We start from the raw sequence: 21,938 nt of genomic DNA, 5'->3' as shown, positions 1-21,938 counted from the left end.
AAATAAACAATTGAAATTTAATGACTTTTTAAAAACCCTTATTCTAAACGTTAATAAATTAAATTAGAGAATATGTAATTAATATGCTCAAGTGTGTAAAGTTGCTATGGCAATTAATCTTTTAAAAAAGCTAAAAAACCACGTTCATAACGACTCAAGTACTTTGTTTTTCGTGGTAATGAAAGGGACTCTCTCCACGCAGTTTGAGTATCTTCATCTTCTTTACACAGGGTAATTAAATCGGGATACACATAAGATTTGCGTGCTATAGCTGGAGTATTACCAAGTTGCTCAGATACGCTATCAAGCATGCTTTTTAAACTAAGCGCCCCTTTAGCTTTAGCTAATTGTTTGAATGCAATAACGCTTGCTCGCCAAGTTCTAAAGTGTTTTGCACTAAACTCCTCGCCCATTATTTGCTGAATGTATTGATTTATTTCACTTGATGTAACATTTGTGCGCTCACCTTCATTTATATACTGAAATAAATGCTGCCCGGGTAAATCTTGTAAGTCTTTTATAACATGGCTAAGCACCCTGTCGGTTATATTTACTTCACGTTCTTTACCTGACTTGGCACGATATTTTAGCTGAATATTTTTGCCCGTGAGTTTTGCATGGCGTGTTCGTAATGTTGTAGCACCAAAACTTTTATTTTGCTTTACGTTACGCTCGTTACCTACCCTCAACGCACCTAAATCCATAAGTCTTACAACTGCTGCTAAAGTGCGTTCAATATTAAGCTCATCGCCTTGTAAGTCTGTTTCTAAACGCGCTCTTAACAAAGGGAGTTTATTACCAAATACTCCACATGCTTGGTATTTTTTTGCTTCTTGTTGCGCCCTAAATTCGGGATGGTAGCGGTACTGCTTTCGCCCCTTACTATCAAATCCTGTCGCTAAAATATGCCCGTTTTCTTCTGGGCAAAACCAGGCGCTTTTATAGGCAGGCGGAAATGCCAATCCATTCAAACGATCAACCACATTTTGCTCTTTTATTTGCTTACCGATTGGATCAAAGTAAAGCCAACTTTTATGTTTAAGTTTACGAGTGATCCCTGGTAAATTATCGTCTACATAAATTAGCTTCATTAACCCTCCAGTTATATTTAAACATGCGTCGGAATATAAATGTATCACTTTAAAATAACCTTAAACTGAACAAGATTATTGATATATAATAAAAAACCAACAACAATTATAAATACTTAATATATATTAATAATTCTATTTAGGTTTTCGTAAAAGTAGGTCGAACTTACGCGCCAGCAACAAGTCTATTACGATTAAACTCAATGCACTTAGCGCTAAAAAAAAGCTACTTAAGATAGATTTATTATCCTAAGTTCAGATTAATTACACTTTGTCCCCCGCAGTTGGGGTGCTGTTTAAATGGAGAATTCAATGGCTTTTGATTATGGATCGATTGATCTTGGACTAAAAAACCCCTTCAAACTGGAAGGTAAAGTAACAGCATTAAGAGGACTCATTGAGTCTATAGCAGGTATTAGTTTACTTGTTATTGCTGCGGGCTCTGTGAAAGAAGATACAACCGCGGGTTGGATTTTAATGGTGTTTGGCATGCTTATTTTAGCATTCGGCATTCGCTCACTATCGGCAGGTATTTACGCAACACTTAAATACTTTGTAGGTAGAAACCACCCAACTTCACTTGCTTATAACTACAGTAAATCGCAAGCATCAACCGCTCAAGAAGAACAAAAAGAAGTAGCCTACACAGCGCAATCACTTGAAGAAATGCTGGTTGGTCGTAAAAACAGTACATTTAAAGAGCCTAATGGTTTTTTATCACGCTTACTTCACAGCTTAATCCCTAAGTTATTGTTTCTACCATATCCTATTCGAAATGTTGCCCAGCGATTATTTGGCTCATGGGTAAGCACCTTTGTCGCCCTTATTGCTTATGGCCTTGTTGCATTTGTATCTTTGTCGGGCTTTACCGGTGAAGCTGGGGAATTAGCATTTCCGGTCTATAGTGCAATATTAATGTTTTACGTGCTTTTTTCGTGGCGCTCTACAGGTAAACCTATCTCTCGAAATGCAGAAAAGAATATTGAAGCACTTGGTACTGGTGCGCTTGCTAAAATTATTTCTTTATCTTTTATTTTACCCATCGCTATTGGTCTTTCTATGTCATGGTTGATGAAAGAGCAGCACATTAGTAAACAAGAAATAGATAGCTGGCTTGAGCAACTGCCTAGTCTTCATGCTGGAATATACTTAATTGCAATTATTATATTAGCAACTCTAAGCTGTGCGCTTGCTTTTATCATGATTAAAGCGCGTTTAAATTCAGTTACCCCTTCAGCTGAAGTATCTGAACTACGTGAAAACTGGCAAGAGTCTGTTCATCCAGACGAGATTTTCATAAACCTCGATAACCTAGTAATGGCTAATCGCCGTTATAAAGAAGTACCTAACAGAGTTTACAGAGAATTAGACCCTAAGCTTCAAGAACAAATAGAAGGTAAAGGCGGTTTTAAAGGTGAAATGATCCAAGAGATTCAGCCTAAACTGCACTCAATGGACTTAGGTAAAAACTTTACACTCGCGAGATTACTTGCTTTGGTGAGCGGTAACTTACTTTATATTGTAGCGTTAGCATTTACTGTACTTTTAGCGTATTCGTTTATTAATATTTACCATTACATTGATGCGGCAAATATTAATAGTTTTAAACAGGCATTTAATAACCAACATGTCATTCAATTTAGTGAGCTATTAATGACAAGCTTTCACTTATTGCTAATAGGCGTACTTATTAAAGCATTTGCGCAGTTACTTGCAAACACAGCGCATCTATTTTTTGCAGAAATGCAATTTGAGTCACTGCTTGTGTACTTTAAATGTGAAGGCACTTTTACTGAGTCTAAAATATCAACAGGTACTGGTATTCACGATAGCACCCGCTCAGAAAATACTTTAGTACGCAGTAGCATAACGCCTTGGATTATTGTTTCTCGTGTTATCTCTACTACGTTTGCTGCAACAGGTATGAAAAACCTTGAACATCCTCGCCACATTATGGAAATGCATAAAGACGAAGGACAATTACAAGCAATCAAAAAAGACGTTATTTCATTCTTAAAAGACCGCGAATCTATCGCCTCAATCACCAGTGAGCGTGATTTAGGTAATGCGTCACAAATACATCAACTAAACCAACAAACGCGCGCTATACCTACTCAGCAAGCGATAGCGAAAGATGATGAAGAAGCTGCCGGGTATTTAAGACAAGAAGAAAACTTATCTCCCGAGCCTAAGGGTTAATTAACCTCAAACCTAGATAATTTTTATTAATGCCACCTTGTTAACTTAGGTGGCATTTTTTTTAACCTCTATTCAATACTTTTTAACTTTATTACCTCTTTTGCACTCAACAACATGATTAATATTGGATTAGTTCACAAAGCCCTTGCTTTATGTGCCAAAACACAAATAATGAAAGGATTAATTACAGGGTAAGAATGAGGACAATGAGCTATATACTAACCACCCAATGTGCTGATGATGTAGGCTTAATAGCTAAAATTACAGGGCTTTGCCATAAAAATAATTTAAACATTACGCGTAACAACGAATTTGTAGATAAAGACGCGCAGCGGTTTTTTATGCGTACAGAGCTTACAGGCGAGCCACAAAGCGACTTTTTAGATCAACTACGCGCATTGTTGCCACAAGGCGCTAAACTTGCGCTACATTGCGGCGCAAAAACTAAAGTAGTTTTATTGGCAACTAAAGAAGCTCATTGTTTAGGTGGTATGCTGTTAAAGCAATTTGAACAAACTCTTAATATTGAAGTACTCGCTGTAATTGCTAACTATGCTGATTTAGAGCCGCTAGCTAAAGGGTTTGGTGTGCCATTTCATGTTGTATCGCACGAAGGGTTAACCCGTAGCGAACATGATAAAAAGGTAGGCGATTTAATTGCCAGTTACAATCCTGACATTATTGGTCTTGCTAAATACATGCGTATTTTAAGTCCTGAATTTGTGGGTCGATTTGAAGGTAAAATAATTAATATTCATCACTCATTTTTGCCAGCATTTATAGGGGCTAAACCTTATCATCAAGCATTTGAGCGCGGTGTAAAAATTATTGGTGCTACCGCTCACTTTGTTAATAATGAGCTTGATGAAGGGCCTATTATTTTGCAAGATGTAACCAGCGTTACACATGCTAATACCGCCGAAATGATGGCTAAAATGGGCAAAGATGTTGAAAAAACAGTGTTTTGTAAAGCACTTCAACTTGCCTCAGAGCATAAGCTATTTATTAATGGTAATAAAACTGTGGTGTTTTCTTAGCATTAATCCAACTGCTTAATTATTCTACATATAAAAAATGCCAGCATTGTTGCTGGCATTTTTTTATCATAAATAAGCTAATAACTTTTTAAATGTAAATTATGCCTGCTCTATTGGTTCGAGCTTTAATTTAGCGGCAATTAAAACGGCTTGGGTACGATTGTACACACCGAGTTTTCTAAATATGGCTGTAATGTGTGCTTTTACTGTCGCTTCTGATATGTGTAGTTCATAAGCAATTTGCTTATTAAGTAAACCTTCGTGCAGATATTGCAGCACTCGGTATTGTTGAGGCGTTAATGAGGCAACTTGCGCTGCTATTTCTCTATCTTCACCTTCAATTTCAGCTACTTTGTTTTTTAGCTCTTTTGGTAGCCATGTATCGCCTTCAAGTATTTGGTTAATTGCACTGGCAATATCATCAGACGATGATGATTTAGGAATAAAACCCATAGCGCCGTAACCCATTACTTTAGAAACGATATTCACGTCTTCACTACCCGAAACAACGGCAATAGGTAAGCTTGGGTATTCTTCTCTAATACGAATAAGACCATATAAATCACCATTACCTGGCATGTGAAGGTCTAGCAGTAATATATCAAGATCCTCTTGCTCGCTTAACACTTGCAGTGTGCTGTCAAAATCGGATGATTCAAAAACCTCTAAACCCTCAAATTTTGCGCTCAGTGCGCCCTTTAGTGCTTCACGAAATAACGGATGATCGTCCGCTATTAAAAACTGACTCATGGTTCACTCCTAATAAATTCGGCTGCCAGTTAGGTTTAAAACCTTTACTGACAGCCGATATACTACGTTTAGAATCAACTTGTAATCAAGTTTTTAACGCACATTTAACGATTTAATCTGTTCTCGATTAGTTCATCGACAACTGAAGGATCGGCAAGCGTTGACGTATCACCGAGTTGTTGGTGCTCATTTGCAGCGATTTTACGTAAAATACGACGCATAATCTTGCCTGAACGTGTTTTTGGCAAACCCGGTGACCATTGAATCATATCTGGAGATGCAATTGGGCTGAGCTCTTTACGAACCCAATTACGTACCTCTTTAGTTAATTCATCGCTTACAGTTACACCTTCGTTAGGCGTAATGTAAACATAAATACCTTGGCCTTTAATATCATGGGGGTAACCTACAACAGCAGCTTCTGCTACCGCTTCATGCGCAACTAACGCACTTTCAATTTCGGCAGTACCAAGGCGGTGCCCAGACACATTAAGTACATCGTCCACACGGCCTGTGATCCAGTAATAACCATCTTCATCACGACGACAACCATCGCCTGTAAAGTAAACTCCTGGGTAGGCGCTAAAATAAGTTTGTTCAAAACGTTCATGGTCGCCATAAACAGTTCGAGCTTGCGATGGCCAACTATCTAAAATAACTAAATTACCATCTACGGCACCTTCGAGTGTATTACCTTCAGCATCAAATAATGCAGGCGCAATACCAAAAAATGGATGTGTTGCAGAACCTGGTTTTGTATCAGTAGCACCCGGAAGTGGTGTGATCATAATGCCACCGGTTTCTGTTTGCCACCATGTATCAACAATCGGGCAATTAGATTTACCAATACTCTCGTAATACCATGTCCACGCTTCTGGATTTATTGGCTCACCTACTGAACCTAAAATACGTAAACTATCGCGATGTGACGAAGCTGTAGGCTCATCACCTTTAGCCATTAGTGCTCTAATTGCTGTAGGGGCGGTATATAAAATAGTAACACCGTGTTTATCAACTACTTCGCCCATACGCCCTGCAGTTGGATAAGTGGGGACTCCTTCAAATAAAACCTGAGTACAACCGTTTACTAATGGCCCGTACGCAATGTAACTGTGGCCTGTGATCCAACCTACATCGGCACTACACCAATACACATCATCTTCTTTTAAATCAAATACGTATTCATGTGTCATTGATGAGTAAACTAAGTAGCCACCTGTAGTATGTACAACACCTTTAGGCTGACCAGTAGAACCTGATGTATACAATATAAACAAAGGATCTTCAGCATTCATTGGCTCTGGCTCACACTGTGCCGGTAAGTCAGCAACTAGCTCGTGCCACCATATATCGTGCTCATTCCAATCAACTTCACCGCCTGTTAATTGATGCACAATAACGTGTTCAATTGTGGTTACAGTTTCTTGCGCTACCGCTTCATCTACATTTGCTTTTAATGGAACACAATTTCCTGCTCTGCGTCCCTCATCAGAAGTAATAACAACCTTAGCACCAGAATCTCTAATACGATCAGCAATAGCCGATGGTGAAAAACCACCAAATACAACAGAATGAATAGCACCAATACGTGCACAAGCTTGCATTGCATACACCGCTTGTGGGGTCATTGGCATATAAATAGCTACGCGGTCACCTTTTTGTACACCCAGTTTTTTTAAACCATTGGCAAATTTAGCCACTTCGTCATGAAGTTTTTGATAAGTAATGTTCTCACTTTGAGAAGGATCATCTCCTTCCCAAATAAGCGCAATTTTGTCTGCTTTCGTTTTTAAGTGGCGGTCAATACAGTTGTAAGACGCATTTAAATAGCCATCTTCATACCATTTAATACTGATGTGGCCTTTATCAAAAGAGGTGTTTTTAACTTTAGTGTAAGGAGTAGACCAATCGAGGCGTTTGCCATGCTCACGCCAAAAACTTTCTGGGTCATCAATAGATTGCTTATAAAGCGTATTATATTTATTTTTATCAATGAGAGTCGCATCTTTAATATGCGCAGGAACTGGATAGATACTTTGTGACATCTTCGTCTCCATTTAAATTACTTGCCTTAAGCTTTTATCAAGGATTACTCAGCAGTACTTTATTAAGTATTAGACCTTAGTTGTACTCTACTCCAATTTACTCATTTGTAGTTTATAATCCACCTGCTTTCAATTTTTTACATAAATAATACAACGCGTTAAATGTAAGTAAATGCAAACTAATCAACTCTAAAACCTTAGTCTTATAGACCAATAGGTAATTGAGTAAATATTGCACATATTCAAAAGTGTTTGTGTACTTTTTAATAAAGATATTTGCGGTATTACTTGCTAAAGCTTTATTTAACGAATGAAAACAATATGTGTATTGAAAAGCCAAACTAACACCCTTTTTTAATCGTAAGTAATACTAGTAGCAAGTAATACAACCTTACATGAAAAAAAAAGCAACAAACAACAAGTAGCCTATAAAGGACACCACAATGAAATTTACCCCATTAAAAACATTAGCAGCAAGCGCTGTATTATGTGCATTATCAAGCACTGCTTATGCAGCGACTGCCGCAAAAATTGGTGATACGGAATTTACTTACGGTGGATACATTAAACTCGACTCTATGTGGAGTGATTATTCAGCGGGTGCTCCTGCAGGCTCAAACGTAGGTCGTGACTTTTACGTACCAAGTACGTTAACAGTTGGCGATGATAACAGCTCAGATGCTGTATTTGATATGCATGCTCGTGAGTCACGTTTTAACTTTGGCACAGCCACTGTTATGGATAACGGTAAAACCGTTAATACTAAAATTGAAATTGACTTTTTGGCCTCGGCTGCTGGCGGTAATGAGCGAGTTTCAAATTCTTACGCCCCGCGTATTCGCCATGCCTTTGTGACTTACGATGGTTGGTTATTTGGTCAAACATGGTCTAACTTCCAAAACGTGGGGGCGCTTGCTGAAACGCTTGATTTTGTAGGCCCTGCTGAGGGCACTGTGTTTGTGCGTCAATCGCAAATTAAATACACCACTGGCGCATGGTCGTTTTCATTAGAAAACCCAGAAAGTACAATTTCTACTACTAGCGGTATGGTAGTAACTGATGATGCATCATTGCCTGACTTTACAGCTCGTTACACACACAAAGCCGATTGGGGTAACATTGTGGTTGCAGCGCTTGCTCGCCAACTTACTTATAAAGTAGGCAGTGTTGATGCAGATGAAACTTCTTTTGGTATTAGTGCATCAGGTAAAATAAACCTTGGTGAAGACAACCTTAAATTTATGCTTACTCAAGGTAAAGGCTTAGGCCGTTACGTAGGCTTAAACGTTGCTCACGGTGCTGTACTTAATGGTGATGAACTAGATGCAATTGATTCGACTTCTGGTTTTGTTGCTTACCAGCACAAGTGGACAAGCCAATGGCGTTCAACGTTCTTATATTCATTCTTCAGTGCTGATAACAACACTGATTTATTAGCTATTTCTGGTGATCCGACTGAATCAAGCCAAAGCTATAGCGCTAACATTCTATACTCACCGGTTAAACGTCTAACTTTTGGTGCTGAGCTAAAGCATGCTGAGCGTGAAACTGAAAGCGGCGTTGATGGCGATTTAGACCGCTTACAGTTTTCTGTTAAATACTCTTTTTAATAGCTAAAAAGCTAACTACTTTAAAAAGCGGCCTAGGCCGCTTTTTTTATAAGCGAGATTGAGTTCTATATAATTCATCAATTCGTACCTAAAATCTTTATATGTGGCGCTAAAATCCAAAAAAATAGAATTATTATTGATAAAAACACCAAACACAATTGCAAATCGATATCATTTAGATTAAGTTACGCACTTCTTTTGAACTAACTGGAAAAACTTATGTCGTCCCCTCAAGTTTTGCGTTTATCTAAACTAAGCTTTGCTACTTCTTTAATTTTATCTGGTTATGCACTTGCTGATGAGGCAAATGTAAAATCTGAACCTCTCGAAAAAATTGCGGTATATGGTCAGCATCATAAAAACTACATTACTGAAGAAGCGCAATCGGCTACCAAACTAGGTTTAACAATTAAAGAAACACCACAATCAATCTCGGTAGTTTCACGCGCATTAATGGACGACTTTTCACTAGACGATATAAACTCAGTACTTGAAAGCACGCCAGGCGTAACAGTAGAGCAAATAGAAACAGATCGTACTTACTTTAAGGCCCGTGGTTTTGAAATTACAAACTTTCAAGTTGATGGCTTAGGGATCCCACAAAGCTCAGGCTCTATTCAAGGCAGTCTTGATACATCAATTTATGACCGTGTAGAGATAGTTCGCGGTGCTAATGGTTTAATGACTGGCGCTGGTAATCCTTCTGCAACTGTAAACATGGTTTTAAAAAAGCCAACTTATACAACACAGGCAAATGCATCAGCATCTTATGGCTCATGGAATAAAAAACGTTTAGATTTAGATGTATCTACGCCAATAAATGAAGACCACGCTGTACGCGCTGTATTTACAAAGCAAAAAGCTGACTCATATTTAGATCGTTACGAAACAGATAAAACAATTGTTTACTTAGCCTACGAAGGCAAATTAACAGACAACACATTATTAAGCGTTAACTATGTTAACCAACAAAAAGACGCAGATAGCCCGCTGTGGGGTGCACTACCTCTTTATTATACAGACGGAACAGCAACCGATTACGACGAATCAACCAGCACTGCTGCTGACTGGTCTTACTGGGATAACAGTGCTGAGCAAGTATATGTAACACTTGAACAAAACTTATCGGCAACATGGGTAGCTAGAGCACGTTATGCTCACATCGAAAACGAACAAGACTCAGAGTTGTTCTACGTATACGGCACCCCTGATAAAGATACTGAACTTGGTTTAACAGGTTATGCTAGCCGTTATGATTACGAAGATAAGCATGACTTATTTGATTTATATGCCAGTGGTAAGTTTGATTTATTTGGCCAAGAGCACGACCTATCATTTGGTGTTAGCCAAGCTAAAATGGATTACAACGAGCAGTCTCTTTACGATTACACTACAGGCAATGGTTTTCCAGCTATGCCATCACTTAAAACGTGGGATGGTGTAGTACCAGAGGCAACACTTGCTGATGGCTTAAATGGTAGTGATATTACTAACGAGCAAAAATCAGCTTACATATCTACTCGCATTAGATTAAGTGAGCCTTTAAGTGTGCTCGCTGGTGTGCGTTATACCGATTGGAAAACAAAAGGGAACGCTTACGGTGTTGAGCAAACAAGAAGCGACTCTGAAGTTATTCCTTATATTGGCACGGTGTACGACTTTAACGAGTCTCTATCAGCTTATGCAAGCTACACAGAAACATTTGTACCGCAAAAAGAGCTTGATATTAATGCCAACCAATTAGCTCCCGTAATAGGTAAAAGTAGTGAAGTTGGTATAAAAGCACAGTTACTTGATGACCAAATTTTCGTAACTTTTGCTTACTTCGATGCAAAGCAGGAAGGGCTTGCCATAGCTTTACCCGACTCACTACCTAGTGATACGCGTTATTATGCAGCAGATGGTATTAACAGCAACGGCTTTGAAGTTGAACTAAGTGGTCGAATAACCGATGATTTAAGCGCAAGTGTAAGTTTTAGTAACCTAAATATTGATGGTGATGATTTAGTTAAAGATTACACACCTGAAAACCAACTTAAAGTGGCCGCAACCTACCAAGTACCTTTAGTTGATGGTTTATCATTTGGTGCAAACTATCGCTGGCAGGATTCAACTAGCCGAGTTCAAGTCGAAGATGCAAATGGTATTGCAAGCGTCACTACTCACCAAGATGCATACGGGTTACTTGATTTAATGGCCACTTACGAAATTACAGATAACGTAGGAGTCACTTTCAATGTAAATAACACCACCGGTGAAAAATATTTGCACAGCCTGTACTGGGCACAAGGTTACTACGGTGCACCTCGTAACTACGCCCTATCTGTAAACTGGCAATTATAAATATATTTGATTAATTAAAGACTCTAGATTTTTTTAATTCAATAGAAAAAAACGACACATTTTTAATGTGTCGTTTTTATTTTATCTAACCTGATGTAAGTTTTTAATAACAAAAAAGCGCTAATCATTACTGATTAGCGCTTTTCAAAGCTCGGGTCAAATCAAGCTTAAAAACTCATTTGGGTGCAGTTTAAAGGTCTGGATCGTCGCCTAACTTATCTTCACCGTCTTCAGGTTCAATAGTTGCTTTTAGTAAAAGCATTTCGCGTAACTTACCTTCGATCTCATCTGCAATTTCTGGGTTTTCTTTCAAAAACTTAATTGAGTTAGATTTACCTTGGCCAACCTTGTTGCCACTGTAACTGTACCAAGCACCTGCTTTTTCAACAATTTTATGCTTAACACCTAAATCAATTAACTCGCCTTGCTTAGAAATACCTTCGCCATACATAATGATAAATTCAGCTTGTTTAAATGGCGGCGCTACTTTGTTTTTAACAATTTTAACGCGGGTTTCGTTACCAACAACTTCATCACCTTCTTTCACAGAACCAATACGACGGATATCAATACGTACCGATGCGTAAAACTTAAGTGCATTACCACCCGTTGTTGTTTCTGGGTTACCAAACATAACACCAATTTTCATACGGATTTGGTTAATGAAAATACATAACGTGTTAGAACGTTTAATATTACCAGTAAGCTTACGTAATGCTTGTGACATTAAACGTGCTTGTAAGCCCATGTGCGAGTCGCCCATGTCGCCTTCAATCTCAGCTTTTGGTGTAAGTGCAGCAACCGAGTCAATAATAACGACGTCTACTGCGCTTGAACGTACTAACATGTCACAAATTTCTAGTGCTTGCTCACCTGTATCAGGTTGAGATACAAAAAGGTCATCAATATTTACACCTAGTTTTTGTGCATATACAGGATCAAGAGCATGCTCAGCATCAATAAAGGCACATGTTTTACCTTCTTTTTGAGCTTCTGCGATAACTTGTAAAGTAAGCGTTGTTTTACCAGATGACTCAGGACCATACACTTCAACAATACGTCCCATAGGTAAGCCACCTATGCCTAAGGCAATATCAATACCTAGTGAACCTGTAGATACAGATTCAATGTTTAACGCTTTGTTGTCACCCAATTTCATAATTGAGCCTTTACCAAATTGACGTTCAATTTGTGATAGTGCTGCGTCTAACGCTTTTTGTTTGTTATCGTTCATTTTGTTCTCCAATCCAGCTAATGCGAACAAGTATACTGTATGAAATCACAGTATCAAGCTAATTTTTTCATTTTATCTCATCTATTACACTTTTTAATGCAAATACAATAGCTTGCAGTCTTACTTGAGCCCTATCACCAGTAAATATTTGTTTAAAGGTCAGTACTTTGTCATCAATTTGTATGCCAAACCATACAAGTCCAACAGGTTTACCTTCTGTCGCCCCGCCAGGCCCTGCAATGCCCGATACAGCTATAGATATATTAGCGTTTGTTGCTTTAATAGCACCTACTGCCATTTCATGGACTGTTTGCTCGCTCACAGCACCGTATTGATTTAATGTACTAGCACTAACATTGAGCAAATCTTGCTTTGCTTGGTTACTATAAGTGACAAATGCACGGTCGATATAAGCTGAGCTTCCAGGTGTATCGGTAAGCGCATAACTCACTCCGCCACCAGTACATGACTCAGCAGTAGTGATCCATAAGCATTTATCCGTTAAAATAGCGCCTAATTGCGCAGCAAGTGTTTTAATCTCTTGATGTAATTCCATATTCAGCCTTTGGGTAAATACATGTCGTTTGATCTTTATGCACCACACACTATAAAACAACAAACCCCTATGATGCAGCAGTATCTAAAAATAAAATCAGAGCATCGCGATATTTTATTGTTTTATCGTATGGGCGATTTTTACGAACTTTTTTTTGATGATGCAAAACGCGCCGCTCAATTACTCGATATTTCGCAAACTCATCGTGGTAAAGCTGGCGGCGATCCCATTCCTATGGCTGGCGTACCCTACCATGCGGTAGAAAACTACTTAGCACGTCTAGTCCAAATGGGTGAGTCAGTCGCTATCTGCGAACAAGTGGGAGACCCTGCAACCAGTAAAGGCCCTGTTGATCGTAAAGTAGTGCGTATAGTTACACCCGGTACAATTTCTGATGAAGCGCTTTTACAAGAACGACAAGACAATCTCCTTACCAGCGTTTGGCAAAGTAAAAAAGGCTTATACGGGATTGCTTATTTAGACATTAACTCTGGTCGTTTTAATATTGTCGAAGTAAATACCGACGAAGCCTTTAGCTCAACTATTCAGCGCCTATCACCAGCCGAGCTTCTGTATAGCGAAAGCTTTGAAAACGTTCATTTAATTGAACATATAAAAGGTGCTCGCCGTCGCCCAGAGTGGGAATTCGACTTAGATACGGCTCAGCACTTATTATGCGATCAGTTTGGTACTAAAGATTTAGTTGGCTTTGGTGTTGATAAAGCCCATAGCGCGCTTGTTGCTGCAGGTTGCCTAATGCAATACGTAAAAGATACACAACGTATTGCACTGCCACATATTCGTGCAATTACGCTTGAGCACAACGAACACGCTGTTATTTTAGATGCCGCTACCCGTAAAAATTTAGAATTAACTGTTAATTTATCGGGCGGGTTTGAAAATACACTTGCTCAAGTACTTGATAAAACAGCAACGCCTATGGGTTCTCGCTTACTTAAGCGCCGTATTCATACACCAATTCGTAATAAAGACGAGCTAAATTCACGTTTAAATGCAATTAGCGCTATTTTAGATGCGCAGCTTTGCGGTGAATTACACGAATCATTAAAAGAGATTGGTGATGTAGAGCGTGTTATTGCACGCCTAGCTTTATGTACTGCACGCCCGCGTGATTTAACTCGCCTGCGCAGTGCGCTACAAGCACTTGCACCACTGCATACTTTGTTAGCTGACGCTAACGATCCTCGTATAGCAGGTATCATCAAGCACTCGCCTGAACTCCCTGATTTACAAGCGTTATTAGAACGAGCTGTGATAGAAAACCCACCGGTACTTATTCGTGACGGTGGTGTTATTGCTCCAGGTTACAATAGTGAACTTGATGAGTGGCGTAACTTAAGCAAAGGTGCAACCGACGTACTTGAGCAATTAGAACTGCGTGAACGCGAACGTACGGGCATTAGTACGCTTAAAATTGGTTATAACCGCGTACATGGCTTTTTTATTGAAGTAAGTAGAGCTAATGCGCACTTAGTGCCAGCCGACTACATTCGTCGCCAAACGCTTAAAAATAACGAACGCTACATTATTCCAGAGCTTAAAGAGCACGAGGATAAAGTACTCGGTAGCCAATCAAAAGCTCTCGCGCTTGAAAAACAACTATACGAGGAGCTGTTTAGATTTATTGCTCCACATATTGAGCAGTTGCAAATGATGGCAGCAGCATTGGCCGATTTAGACGTTTTAAACAATTTAGCTGAGCGTGCATTCGCACTCAATTATGCAAAACCAGAATTGTGCGATAACGACAATATAAGCATTAAGCAAGGTCGTCACCCTGTTGTTGAACAAGTAATGAAAGAACCGTTTATTGCTAACCCTGTTGAATTAAACAGCCAACGTAAAATGCTAATTATTACCGGTCCAAACATGGGCGGTAAATCAACCTATATGCGCCAAACGGCACTTATTGTTTTAATGGCTCACATTGGCAGTTATGTACCCGCTGACAGCGCTAAAATTGGTAATATCGACCGCATATTTACACGTATTGGTGCAAGCGATGATTTAGCATCAGGGCGTTCAACCTTCATGGTAGAAATGACCGAAACAGCAACGATTTTAAATAATGCAACTGCGCAGTCTTTAGTATTAATGGATGAGATTGGTCGCGGTACAAGTACTTACGATGGACTCTCTCTTGCGTATGCAACAGCCGATCATTTAGCATCAAAAATATCTGCTAAAACATTGTTTGCTACGCACTACTTTGAATTAACAGAACTTGCTGAGCAAACTACGGGCCTTGTAAACGTACACCTTGATGCAATAGAGCATAATGACACGATTGCGTTTATGCATACAGTTCTCGACGGTGCAGCAAGCAAAAGCTTTGGTTTACAAGTAGCAGCTCTTGCAGGTGTGCCAAAAGCTGTGATTGCACAAGCAAAGCAAAAACTTAAGTTGCTTGAAAATCATCAAAGCGTTACTGCACCAAATACAGAACAACAAGCCTTTACTTTTAATAACGAAATTGCACAAAGTACACCTTCTGAAGTTGAAGAGCAGTTAAGCGCAATCGACCCTGATAATTTATCGCCACGCCAAGCGCACGATTTGTTATATAAACTAAAAGCATTGCTGTAATTTATATCACCTAATTTACAAGCATAAAAAAAGCCGAAGAATAAACTCTTCGGCTTTTTAACACACATAGTCTCTTAAACTATTTAACTAGTTACGAAAACTGATTAAACAAGCTATCTGTACTTAAACCTTCTTGTTGCAAAATGTCTTTTAGACGACGTAATGCCTCTACCTGAATTTGTCTTACTCGCTCACGTGTTAAGCCTATTTCACGACCTACATCTTCAAGTGTAGATGGCTCATAGCCAAGCAGTCCAAATCGACGTGCTAACACTTCACGTTGTTTAGGGTTTAATTCACCTAACCAATCAACAATATGTTTATTAATATCATTATTTTGTACTTCGCCTTCAGGACCAGCACTTTTTTCATCAGGAATGATATCAAGTAGTACACTGTCGTTTTCGCCACCAATAGGCATGTCTACTGATGCAATTCTTTCGTTTAAACGTAGCATTTTAGTAACGTCTTCAACGGGTCTATCTAGGCAAGCTGCAATTTCGTCAGCTGTTGGCTCATGGTCAAGCTTTTGAGTTAACTCACGCGCTGTACGTAAATAAACATTAAGCTCTTTAACTACATGAATAGGTAAGCGAATGGTACGCGTTTGGTTCATAATGGCACGTTCAATTGTTTGACGTATCCACCATGTAGCGTAAGTAGAGAATCTAAATCCACGCTCAGGGTCAAATTTTTCAACTGCGCGAATTAAGCCTAAGTTACCCTCTTCAATTAAATCAAGTAGAGCAAGGCCGCGATTATTGTAACGACGTGCTATTTTAACAACCAAACGTAAGTTACTTTCAATCATACGTTTACGTGAGGCTTCACACCCTCGAAGTGATTTGCGAGAAAAAAACACTTCTTCTTCAGCACTAAGCAAAGGAGAAAAACCAATTTCGCCTAAATAAAGTTGAGTTGCGTCAAGATTTTTAGTTACTTCTTCTTTAGCAAAGATTTCATCGTCGTCTACTTTATCTAGTAGAGCTGTGCTTTCATCAACATCGATGTCATCGAACTTTTCGTCAGTCGTAGTATGTTTGTCAAGTTTTGCTGCGCTAGCCATAAGCCTTCTCCCGAGCAATTATCAATACCTAAAAATTAGGGTAGGTATTTAGCAGGATTGACAGCTTGCCCTCGGTAGCGGATTTCAAAGCGAAGCGCGGTGACCGGAGATTCTGAATTACCAATTTCTGCTATTTTTTGTCCTGCCTTAACTTTCTGCTTTTCTTTAACAAGTAATTTCGAGTTATGTGCATAAGCACTTAGGTAATCATCATTATGTTTCAATATGATTAAACTACCATAACCTCGAAGGGCGTTACCCGCGTATACCACTGTTCCTTGTGCCGCAGCTAAGACTGAAGCCCCTTTGCGATTAGTAATCTGTAAACCTTTATAACCGTTTTCCTTATTAGAAAAGCGTTTGGTAATTTTGCCCTGTGCAGGCCAAAACCACTTAACTTTACTGCTCGACAAACGTTTAGTATTACTAATTTTGTTACTGGCTTGTTTCTGAACATACTCTCGTTGTTTTGGGGGATCAAGCTCTTTCTTTAAAATTTTGTTATTTTTTTGTAATTTTTTTATAGACTTTTTACTCGAATTCGTATAATTTCCATTCCTTTTTGTTTTTTCGGGCTTAGGGAGTAAGGAGATGTTTTGCCCAGGGAAAATTGTGTAAGGTGATGGAATTGAATTGTTTTTTGCCAACTCCCTAAAGTCTTGCCCAGCACTAAAGGCAATAGAGTAGAGCGTATCTCCTTTTTGTACTTTATAGCTAGCCCCATTAATGTTAACAGTATGACCTAAATCATTAACATTATTATTTAAGCTACTAACAGGTGCAGGAACATGGCGAGAAGAGCAACCAAAGAGAAAAATACTAATAAATATAGTTACATACAGTAAACACTGTTTATTCATTGTATTTTTCCCCTAAATTAGAAAATTGATATTTTTAACGCTTAACGCAATAAAAAGTAAGCTAGCGCAATTAATACCACTAATCCCCAACCAAGTATTTCAATATACTGACGTAATTTTCGCTCCATTTGAGCTCCGCCCCACTTCATTAAGGCTGAAACTAAAAAGAATCGCGCACCGCGCCCAATGGCTGATGCTATTAAAAATGGCAAAAATGCCATTTGTAAAACGCCTGCGCCAATCGTAAATACTTTATATGGTATAGGCGAAAAACCGGCTAAAAACACAACCCAAACACCGTAATCCTTAAACCAGTTTAGTGCTATATCAAACTTTTCTTGCCAGTGCATTTGTGCAATCAATGGCTCTACAACGGGTTCAAATAGCCAAAAACCAAGTAAGTAACCAACCACTCCACCAATAACCGATGCTATTGTGGCAAAGCTTGCAAATCGCCATGCTTTGTTTGGTTGCGCAAGTGACATAGGTGCAAGCATTACATCGGGTGGTATCGGGAAAAAAACTGATTCTGCAAAGCTCATAGCAGCTAAGTAACGTTCCGCATGACGGTGTTTTGCCCACACTAGGGCCATATCGTATAACTTGGTAAACAACTTCAAAATGAATTCCTATTCAATATCGCCAGGTACTAACGGCACAAATCTAACGGGGGCAATAACATGCTCTTTATAATTATCGCCTTTGCGGATAACCATTACTAATTTTTGATCGCTCTCACCAATTGGGGCTAATAACACGCCACCATCGGCCAACTGAGCAAGTAAATCTTGCGGAACTTTAGAGGCCGCAGCAGTCACTATAATACCATCAAACGGCGCTTGTGATTGCCAGCCTTGCCAACCATCGCCATGCTTCATGGTTACATTATATAAATCGAGTTGCTGCAAACGTCTTTTTGCCTGCCACTGAAGTGTTTTAATACGCTCTACCGAGTAAACCTTTGTAAACGTTTTGGCCAATATTGCAGTTTGATACCCAGATCCTGTACCTATTTCTAACACTTTATTGCGCACACCTGCTAAACGAAGTAGCTCTGTCATGCGCGCTACTATGTAAGGCTGAGAAATTGTTTGCCCTTGCCCAATAGGTAGCGCTGTATTTTCATAGGCTTTGTGTTTAAGCACATCATCTATAAAAATATGGCGCGGAATATCAGCTATAGCACTAAGTACTTGCGTATCTTCAACACCTTCACGCTTTAGTAAGTCAGAAAGCGCTTTTGCACTGCGGGTATAATTAGCGAGCACGATTAATCTCCAAATCGGCTAACCACTCTCCTACTGCCTTTAAGCTATCTTTAGCTGTCATATCAACACTCAGTGGCGTAACTGAGGCATAGCCATTATTGATTGCGTAAAAGTCGGTGCCTTCACCAGCATCGCTTTCGGTGCCAAGCGATCCGTACCAATAAATATCACGGCCCCAAGGATCGGTTTGTTTCGTCATCGTTTCGGCTTTATGACGAGCACCTAAACGTGTTACTTGCACCCCTTTTAATTCACTTAATGGAATATCTGGCACATTAATATTTATTATTTGATCTTTAGGCAGCGGATGCGAAGCCAAGCCTTTAATAATATTGACGGTAACTGCAGCGGCTGTTTCAAAATGATCGCCATTATGTGAGCAAAGCGATACCGCAATTGCAGGCAGACCTAAATGGCGACCTTCAGTTGCAGCGGCAACAGTACCGGAATAAAGCGTGTCATCGCCTAAATTGGCACCATGGTTAATACCTGCAACAACTAGATCTGGCTTTTCATCAGCTAACTGATTTACGCCTAAATGTACGCAATCAGTGGGTGTGCCATTAACTGACATAAAACCATTTTCGAGTGTAGTCGCTCGTAGCGGGTTCATAAGTGTTAAAGAATTACTCGCGCCACTACAGTTGCGATCAGGTGCAACAAGGGTTACATCTGCAATTTGTATAAGCGCCTGATATAAAACCGCAATGCCTTTGGCATTTACGCCATCATCGTTACTTAACAGTATCTTCATTTATGCCATTATCCTTTTCTTTGCGCTCTCGAGGGCTAGCATCAGTGTAATCCACCAGCTCACGTAATAATGCGGTTGCAAAACACCCTTTTGGCAAACCAAAGCTTAGTTTTAGTGTGGTTTCATCAAGTGTTTCAACAGTTAAGTTTTGTGGAATTAAGCGCAGCATTCGGCGCTCATTTTTAAGGCCTAACTCACCTAAACCATCACACCATGTTTGGTAAGGTGCAAGCCATACTTTTTCTTGCTCGGTTAAGCCTTTTTCACTTTTACCCACCATAGGTGCCGACATCATAATATCGCCAGTGGCTAATCGCTCTATGTTTTCGTCATTAATTGCATCTTCAAAAAATGCATTGCTGCCGCTAAGCATAAATACTTCACGATGCATTGTTTTAGCTAAACCATGCTCTTTTACACGCAGGCTCACTAACTGATTAAATACATGCGATCGTGCTGCTGAAATAATAATACCGCGCAACTTTTTATCGCGAATACGCTCACCGGCAAACATTTTTTCAGCCATAACTAAGTTATGACCACCATGACCAAAGCGCTGCTCGCCAAAGTAATTAGGCACACCTGCGCGCACGGCATTAATACGGCATAGGATATCAAGAGGCTTGGTTACGTTACGAAGCGTAATAGTAAATTTATTACCTTTGTGGCAGCCCGTACGTAACTTACGGTCGTGGCGCTGTTGCGACACAATAAAAATACTCTCACTATTTAAATCGCTAAAATCGATAGGCTTTTTAATCGGTACTTTTACACTAAACCACTGTGAGCACACGCCGTGGCGATCTTTCATGCCTGCATAGCTTACGTCTCGCGGTGAAACACCCGCACGCTGCGCAATTAGCTTTGCAACGTATTGCGTGTTTTCGCCTTTTTTAACCACCTGCAAACACACGTGTTCGCCACTGCCGGTAAATTCTATACCTAAGTCTTCATCAACCATAAAGTCTTCAGCTGTGGTTTTAAAATCAGCTTTAGAAAGCGGCGCACCGTATAAATAATTTAAATCGCTCATGCGTTTTTTGTACTCGCAAGCTCTTTACTCATAATAACCACCGCATGGCTCGAAATACCTTCTTTGCGCCCTTCAAAGCCTAGCTTTTCGGTAGTAGTGGCTTTAACGTTAATTTGGCTAAGGTAGCAATTTAAATCGCTGGCTAAATTAGCGCGCATAGCTTGAATATGTGGCAACATTTTTGGTGCCTGAGCAACAATAGTCACATCGCCATTACCAAGTACATAACCTTGTTCTTTCGCTAAGCCCACCACATGGCGAAGTAAAATACGGCTATCGATATTTTCATACTCGCTAGCTGTATCGGGAAAGTGCTTACCAATATCACCCATTGCAAGTGAGCCTAAAATAGCATCGCATAATGCATGAATAGCAACATCACCATCTGAGTGCGCTAAAAAGCCCTGTGGGTAATCAATTTTTTCACCACAAATTGTTAACGGGCCTTCGCCGCCAAATTTATGTACGTCAAAACCATGGCCAATTCGTATCATAATCCACTCTCGTTTTGTTGTTTATGTAATAAAAACCCAGCCAGGTCTAAATCCTCTGGCGTGGTTATTTTAATATTATCGCTACGACCTGCTACAAGCTTAACCGGTTTACCCGCCCACTCAATTGCACTGGCTTCATCGGTAATAGTAGCCCCGCTTGCTAATGCGTTTTGCAGTGCATTTTTAAGCTCGTCATATTTAAAAAACTGCGGGGTAAGTGCTTGCCATAAATCGTCTCGCGGCACAGTTTGTAGGGCATGAGTGTGGCCGCGTTTTATGGTGTCTTTTACTTTGCTAGCTAAAATACCGCCTTCATCAGCGCGTATACATTCATAAATTAAACGTTCTATATCACTAATATTAACTAGCGGACGCGCAGCATCGTGCACCAACACCCATGTTGGTGGGTTAGGCGCTAAAAAAAGCAGGCTGTTAAGCACCGAGTCGGCTCGCTCTTTTCCGCCACTGGCTCGCACAATGCGATTATCAAGCAGTGGGAGTTCGTCAAAATAGGGGTCGCTGTCGCTAAGGGCAACAACAATAGTGCGTAATTGAGGTAATTGAGAAAGTTTAGCTAAGGTGTGTTCTAAAATGGTTTTACCGGCTAATTGTATATATTGCTTAGGCGCATTGTGCTGCATTCTACTGCCAACACCCGCAGCAGGTACAATTGCTGCAATAGTCTGTTTATTTGTCATATTGTTTGCCCGGTAAAACACGAATAAATGTTTCGTCCGGTTTAATCATTCCCAATTCGTTGCGTGCACGCTCTTCAATGCCTTCTTGGCCAAGCTTTAAGTCTTCAATATCTGCTTTAAGTACTTTATTACGTTTAATGAGTTTTTCGTTGGTTTGATGATGCGACGTTACTGCACCTTTTAGTCGTGTGTAGTCTTGTAAACCATTATGACCAAACCATAACCTGTATTGTACAAACAGTGCTAAGCACAGTAAGCCAACTTGAAAAATACGCATTTAACACTCCTTATTT

19 protein-coding genes are annotated in these 21,938 nt (G+C 39.7%); 5 read left to right on the top strand and 14 right to left on the bottom strand.

Annotated features, from left to right (window positions below; all coding sequences use genetic code 11):
* Positions 1-113: 113 nt before the first annotated feature.
* Entirely contained in the window at positions 114-1,091 is a 978-nt protein-coding gene (locus H5126_RS00405; RefSeq protein ID WP_182721400.1) for a DNA topoisomerase IB, read from the bottom strand.
* A 312-nt stretch (positions 1,092-1,403) separates the two neighbouring features.
* On the opposite strand from H5126_RS00405, the gene H5126_RS00400 reads away from it, so the two are divergent.
* Both H5126_RS00400 and purU read left to right on the top strand, forming a co-directional pair.
* Entirely contained in the window at positions 1,404-3,290 is a 1,887-nt protein-coding gene (locus tag H5126_RS00400; protein ID WP_182720474.1) for a hypothetical protein, read from the top strand.
* 206 nt (positions 3,291-3,496) lie between these two features.
* Positions 3,497-4,327: a formyltetrahydrofolate deformylase gene (purU, locus tag H5126_RS00395; RefSeq protein ID WP_024597310.1), complete on the top strand. Its 831-nt coding sequence runs from the start codon at positions 3,497-3,499 to the stop codon at positions 4,325-4,327.
* A gap of 99 nt (positions 4,328-4,426) precedes the next feature.
* Here the strand turns inward: purU and H5126_RS00390 are convergent, their stop codons facing one another.
* Positions 4,427-5,077 carry a response regulator transcription factor gene (locus H5126_RS00390; protein ID WP_002958948.1) on the bottom strand — a complete coding sequence of 217 codons (651 nt, stop codon included), beginning with the start codon at positions 5,075-5,077 and terminating at the stop codon, positions 4,427-4,429.
* 104 nt (positions 5,078-5,181) lie between these two features.
* Positions 5,182-7,122 (bottom strand): acetate--CoA ligase, encoded by a 1,941-nt coding sequence (gene acs, locus H5126_RS00385; protein WP_024597311.1) that lies wholly within the window; start codon positions 7,120-7,122, stop codon positions 5,182-5,184.
* Between the two features lie 443 nt (positions 7,123-7,565).
* On the opposite strand from acs, the gene H5126_RS00380 reads away from it, so the two are divergent.
* Both H5126_RS00380 and H5126_RS00375 read left to right on the top strand, forming a co-directional pair.
* Positions 7,566-8,732: a DcaP family trimeric outer membrane transporter gene (locus H5126_RS00380; RefSeq protein ID WP_024600614.1), complete on the top strand. Its 1,167-nt coding sequence runs from the start codon at positions 7,566-7,568 to the stop codon at positions 8,730-8,732.
* Positions 8,733-8,951: 219 nt separating this feature from the next.
* Positions 8,952-11,075 (top strand): TonB-dependent siderophore receptor, encoded by a 2,124-nt coding sequence (locus tag H5126_RS00375; protein ID WP_182720475.1) that lies wholly within the window; start codon positions 8,952-8,954, stop codon positions 11,073-11,075.
* A 190-nt stretch (positions 11,076-11,265) separates the two neighbouring features.
* Here the strand turns inward: H5126_RS00375 and recA are convergent, their stop codons facing one another.
* Together recA and H5126_RS00365 are read right to left on the bottom strand one after the other, a co-directional pair.
* Positions 11,266-12,309 (bottom strand): recombinase RecA, encoded by a 1,044-nt coding sequence (gene recA, locus H5126_RS00370; RefSeq protein ID WP_002958952.1) that lies wholly within the window; start codon positions 12,307-12,309, stop codon positions 11,266-11,268.
* A 67-nt stretch (positions 12,310-12,376) separates the two neighbouring features.
* The gene (locus H5126_RS00365; RefSeq protein ID WP_024597314.1) at positions 12,377-12,865 is read right to left on the bottom strand and encodes a CinA family protein; all 489 of its coding nucleotides are present in this window, start codon (positions 12,863-12,865) and stop codon (positions 12,377-12,379) included.
* A gap of 21 nt (positions 12,866-12,886) precedes the next feature.
* On the opposite strand from H5126_RS00365, the gene mutS reads away from it, so the two are divergent.
* Entirely contained in the window at positions 12,887-15,472 is a 2,586-nt protein-coding gene (gene mutS / locus H5126_RS00360) for a DNA mismatch repair protein MutS (protein ID WP_182693730.1), read from the top strand.
* A 91-nt stretch (positions 15,473-15,563) separates the two neighbouring features.
* Here mutS and rpoS read toward each other — a convergent pair whose 3' ends face one another.
* The 9 genes from rpoS to ftsB are packed head-to-tail and all read right to left on the bottom strand — an operon-like array spanning position 15,564 to position 21,922.
* Positions 15,564-16,538: an RNA polymerase sigma factor RpoS gene (rpoS, locus tag H5126_RS00355; protein WP_002958955.1), complete on the bottom strand. Its 975-nt coding sequence runs from the start codon at positions 16,536-16,538 to the stop codon at positions 15,564-15,566.
* 35 nt (positions 16,539-16,573) lie between these two features.
* Complete coding sequence (locus tag H5126_RS00350) at positions 16,574-17,398, bottom strand: peptidoglycan DD-metalloendopeptidase family protein (protein ID WP_182720476.1); 825 nt, start codon at positions 17,396-17,398, stop codon at positions 16,574-16,576.
* 41 nt (positions 17,399-17,439) lie between these two features.
* Complete coding sequence (locus H5126_RS00345) at positions 17,440-18,018, bottom strand: YqaA family protein (protein ID WP_002958957.1); 579 nt, start codon at positions 18,016-18,018, stop codon at positions 17,440-17,442.
* 9 nt (positions 18,019-18,027) lie between these two features.
* Positions 18,028-18,666, bottom strand: coding sequence for a protein-L-isoaspartate(D-aspartate) O-methyltransferase (locus H5126_RS00340; protein WP_002958958.1), 639 nt, complete (start codon positions 18,664-18,666; stop codon positions 18,028-18,030).
* Positions 18,656-19,420, bottom strand: coding sequence for a 5'/3'-nucleotidase SurE (gene surE / locus H5126_RS00335; RefSeq protein WP_024600608.1), 765 nt, complete (start codon positions 19,418-19,420; stop codon positions 18,656-18,658). The genes H5126_RS00340 and surE overlap by 11 nt, the downstream gene beginning before the upstream one ends.
* Positions 19,401-20,453 carry a tRNA pseudouridine(13) synthase TruD gene (gene truD, locus H5126_RS00330; protein ID WP_182720477.1) on the bottom strand — a complete coding sequence of 351 codons (1,053 nt, stop codon included), beginning with the start codon at positions 20,451-20,453 and terminating at the stop codon, positions 19,401-19,403. Before truD ends, surE begins: the two co-directional genes overlap by 20 nt.
* A complete protein-coding gene (ispF, locus tag H5126_RS00325) occupies positions 20,450-20,947 on the bottom strand; it encodes a 2-C-methyl-D-erythritol 2,4-cyclodiphosphate synthase (protein WP_182720478.1) in 498 nt (165 codons plus the stop codon). The genes truD and ispF overlap by 4 nt, the downstream gene beginning before the upstream one ends.
* Complete coding sequence (gene ispD, locus H5126_RS00320; RefSeq protein ID WP_182720479.1) at positions 20,944-21,645, bottom strand: 2-C-methyl-D-erythritol 4-phosphate cytidylyltransferase; 702 nt, start codon at positions 21,643-21,645, stop codon at positions 20,944-20,946. Before ispD ends, ispF begins: the two co-directional genes overlap by 4 nt.
* A complete protein-coding gene (gene ftsB / locus H5126_RS00315) occupies positions 21,635-21,922 on the bottom strand; it encodes a cell division protein FtsB (protein ID WP_002958963.1) in 288 nt (95 codons plus the stop codon). Before ftsB ends, ispD begins: the two co-directional genes overlap by 11 nt.
* Positions 21,923-21,938: the final 16 nt, after the last annotated feature.

Origin of the sequence: Pseudoalteromonas sp. SG45-3 (assembly GCF_014164075.1) — a bacterium.
Classification (GTDB): Bacteria; Pseudomonadota; Gammaproteobacteria; order Enterobacterales; family Alteromonadaceae; genus Pseudoalteromonas; species Pseudoalteromonas distincta.
The sequence above is the reverse complement of the archived record's forward strand: the minus strand, read 5'-3'. Positions and strand labels throughout refer to the sequence as shown.

Bases quoted from the DNA above. Each gene is read 5' to 3' on its own strand.
- H5126_RS00405 (WP_182721400.1), bottom strand. From the start codon at position 1,091: ATGAAGCTAATTTATGTAGACGATAATTTACCAGGGATCACTCGTAAA.
- H5126_RS00400 (WP_182720474.1), top strand. From the start codon at position 1,404: ATGGCTTTTGATTATGGATCGATTGATCTTGGACTAAAAAACCCCTTC.
- purU (WP_024597310.1), top strand. From the start codon at position 3,497: ATGAGCTATATACTAACCACCCAATGTGCTGATGATGTAGGCTTAATA.
- H5126_RS00390 (WP_002958948.1), bottom strand. From the start codon at position 5,077: ATGAGTCAGTTTTTAATAGCGGACGATCATCCGTTATTTCGTGAAGCA.
- acs (WP_024597311.1), bottom strand. From the start codon at position 7,122: ATGTCACAAAGTATCTATCCAGTTCCTGCGCATATTAAAGATGCGACT.
- H5126_RS00380 (WP_024600614.1), top strand. From the start codon at position 7,566: ATGAAATTTACCCCATTAAAAACATTAGCAGCAAGCGCTGTATTATGT.
- H5126_RS00375 (WP_182720475.1), top strand. From the start codon at position 8,952: ATGTCGTCCCCTCAAGTTTTGCGTTTATCTAAACTAAGCTTTGCTACT.
- recA (WP_002958952.1), bottom strand. From the start codon at position 12,309: ATGAACGATAACAAACAAAAAGCGTTAGACGCAGCACTATCACAAATT.
- H5126_RS00365 (WP_024597314.1), bottom strand. From the start codon at position 12,865: ATGGAATTACATCAAGAGATTAAAACACTTGCTGCGCAATTAGGCGCT.
- mutS (WP_182693730.1), top strand. From the start codon at position 12,887: ATGTCGTTTGATCTTTATGCACCACACACTATAAAACAACAAACCCCT.
- rpoS (WP_002958955.1), bottom strand. From the start codon at position 16,538: ATGGCTAGCGCAGCAAAACTTGACAAACATACTACGACTGACGAAAAG.
- H5126_RS00350 (WP_182720476.1), bottom strand. From the start codon at position 17,398: ATGAATAAACAGTGTTTACTGTATGTAACTATATTTATTAGTATTTTT.
- surE (WP_024600608.1), bottom strand. From the start codon at position 19,420: ATGAAGATACTGTTAAGTAACGATGATGGCGTAAATGCCAAAGGCATT.
- truD (WP_182720477.1), bottom strand. From the start codon at position 20,453: ATGAGCGATTTAAATTATTTATACGGTGCGCCGCTTTCTAAAGCTGAT.
- ispF (WP_182720478.1), bottom strand. From the start codon at position 20,947: ATGATACGAATTGGCCATGGTTTTGACGTACATAAATTTGGCGGCGAA.
- ispD (WP_182720479.1), bottom strand. From the start codon at position 21,645: ATGACAAATAAACAGACTATTGCAGCAATTGTACCTGCTGCGGGTGTT.
- ftsB (WP_002958963.1), bottom strand. From the start codon at position 21,922: ATGCGTATTTTTCAAGTTGGCTTACTGTGCTTAGCACTGTTTGTACAA.